5 protein-coding genes are annotated in these 2,110 nt (G+C 58.4%); 4 read left to right on the top strand and 1 reads right to left on the bottom strand.

What is annotated here, in order from left to right; genetic code table 11:
• The coding region (locus NW856_RS11615) for a CHC2 zinc finger domain-containing protein (RefSeq protein ID WP_414400407.1) at positions 1-158 on the bottom strand (158 nt) is incomplete at its 3' end.
• Between the two features lie 135 nt (positions 159-293).
• On the opposite strand from NW856_RS11615, the gene NW856_RS11610 reads away from it, so the two are divergent.
• The 4 genes from NW856_RS11610 to NW856_RS11595 all read left to right on the top strand — a co-directional run.
• Complete coding sequence (locus NW856_RS11610) at positions 294-635, top strand: c-type cytochrome (RefSeq protein WP_414342269.1); 342 nt, start codon at positions 294-296, stop codon at positions 633-635.
• Between the two features lie 47 nt (positions 636-682).
• Positions 683-982 carry a hypothetical protein gene (locus tag NW856_RS11605; protein WP_414400405.1) on the top strand — a complete coding sequence of 100 codons (300 nt, stop codon included), beginning with the start codon at positions 683-685 and terminating at the stop codon, positions 980-982.
• A gap of 62 nt (positions 983-1,044) precedes the next feature.
• Positions 1,045-1,638 carry a YcnI family protein gene (locus NW856_RS11600; RefSeq protein ID WP_414356620.1) on the top strand — a complete coding sequence of 198 codons (594 nt, stop codon included), beginning with the start codon at positions 1,045-1,047 and terminating at the stop codon, positions 1,636-1,638.
• Between the two features lie 17 nt (positions 1,639-1,655).
• Positions 1,656-2,110: copper resistance protein CopC (locus NW856_RS11595; RefSeq protein WP_414400403.1), on the top strand; the 455-nt coding region annotated here is incomplete at its 3' end.

Raw genomic sequence — 2,110 nt, 5'->3', positions numbered from 1 at the left:
GGGCTGACCTGAAAACTGGGTTTGTGGTCGTTGTGGAAAGGGCAAAGCCCAACAAAGTTCTTCCCCTGCTTGCGCAGCACCACTTTTTCGGCCACCACTTCCACGAGGTCGGCCTTTTGGCGCACCAACTGAATGAAATCGGGGGGCAGACCGCTCATGGCTTCGGGGGATCCTGACCTTATAGTAGCCGGGGGAAACTCGACAGGCTGTCTTTTGACCTGGCCCAACGGGCTTGGGATAATGGGCGGGCCTTAAAGGCTAGTTTTCGGTCAGTCCCTGAGATGAAAATGCGAATGATCAACCTTTTTATCGGGCTTTTGGTGGCAGTATTTGCCCTCTTTTTAGGCCCGCAAATGGCTTCTGCTGAGCCTGATTTGGCCTTGGGAGCCAAGGTCTTTCAGGCCAAATGTGTGGGTTGTCACTTGAACGGGCGCAACACTTTGGTGGCAGCGAAAAACCTTTCTCTGGCGGCTCTTCATGAGTACCACGTAGACACCCCTGAGCTGATCCAGGCCCAAGTGAGAAACGGCAAAGGGGCCATGCCGGCTTTTGCCAAGATTCTCAAGCCGGAGGAGATCGAGGCGGTGGCGGCCTACGTTTTGGATCGCGCTGAGCACAACTGGAGTAAAGGCTAGTGGCCAAAGAGAGGACTCAAGATCCAGCCTTGCTCCAGGGGAGACCAGTGGAGCGGCTGCCTCACGAGCAGGGATGTGAAGGACAGGGATCCCGCCGCAAAATCTTGTCGGTTGGCGTGGGAGCCCATGGCTTGGTGGCGGTGGGCATTTCTGCCCATGGGGTAGTGGCCATCGGCGTGGTGACTCACGGCATCCTCTCTATCGGCCTGGTGGCTATGGGAGCGCTCTCCTTCGGGCTGGTGTCGATGGGCTTGGCCAGTGCCGGCCTGGTGTCGATGGGCCTCTCCAGTTGGGGACAGCACAGCATGAGCGTAACGGAATCCCACGGATCCCATCACCATCCCTAGGTTTTGACAAACAAACACTGCATTTTTCTCTTTCTCTACAGGCTTGTAAGGAGCATCTGCGAATGTTCAGTCTGCAAAGTTACTTGACCCTGGCCAAGAAATCTCTGCTGGCCCTGGGAATGAGTTTTTTACCCCTTTCCTCTGCCTGGGCCCATGTCACCGTCCATCCCAAAGAGGCCCCGGCGGGCAGCTTTGCCAAGCTCACCTTTCGGGTGCCCCATGGCTGCGATGGATCCCCGACCGTGCGCCTGCGGGTGCAGATTCCGGAGGGATTCGTCTCTGTGAAGCCGATGGTGCATCCCCTGTGGAAAATCGAGACGGTCAAAAAGCCGCTGGAGACCCCCTATGAGTCGCATGGGAAGATGATTACCGAAACGGTTGCCGAGGTGATCTGGAGCGGCGGCTCGCTGCCCGATGAGTTCATGGATGAGTTCAGCATCAGCCTCAAGCTGCCGAATCGCCCCGGTGAGGTCATCCCCATCCCAGTGATTCAGGAGTGCGAGCAGGGCATGTACCGCTGGATTCAGGTGGCTCAGCCTGGCGAGGATCCCAACAGTTTGCCGGAGCCGGCTCCGCTGCTGAAGCTGACGGGTGGAGACAGTGGACATGGGCACGGCCACGGGCATGGACATGGGCATGGTCACGGTACCCGCTAAGCGGTCTGCTTAGGAGCATGTTTCATCCCAAAAGGGGTTTTGCTTGGATTTGGTCTGGGATCCTCTGCGCCTTGCTGTGGGTGGCCGGGATCCAGCCCGTTTTTGCCCATGCCAGCTTGCTATCCACCTTCCCGGAGGATGGGGCAGTGTTGCAGGAAGCTCCGGCCCAGGTGCGGCTTGTTTTCAATGAGCCGGTGCGGATCACGCAACTCCAGGTTTTGGGTAGCAGCGGACGGGCGCTAGCTTTGGAAAACGTGGTGAGCACCGGCAACGCGCCGCAGGGGGATCTGCCCCAGGAGATCCCAGAGGGGGTTTACATTGTCAGCTGGCGGGCCATTTCTGCCGATTCTCATCCGGTAAGCGGTTCGTTTGTTTTCCTGGTGGGAGCGGATCCGGAGCGAGTTCAGACGGTGAGGGCGACCCACCTTCAAGGAAGGGATCCCTTGTACTGGCCGCTGGTGGGGGTACGCTG

Origin of the sequence: Synechococcus sp. R3-13 (assembly GCF_047462195.1) — a bacterium.
Classification (GTDB): Bacteria; Cyanobacteriota; Cyanobacteriia; order Thermostichales; family Thermostichaceae; genus Thermostichus.
This window is presented reverse-complemented; position numbering and strand designations above follow the sequence as displayed.

Coding starts and splice junctions, on each gene's coding strand:
- NW856_RS11610 (WP_414342269.1), top strand. CDS start 294: ATGATCAACCTTTTTATCGGGCTTTTGGTGGCAGTATTTGCCCTCTTT.
- NW856_RS11600 (WP_414356620.1), top strand. CDS start 1,045: ATGTTCAGTCTGCAAAGTTACTTGACCCTGGCCAAGAAATCTCTGCTG.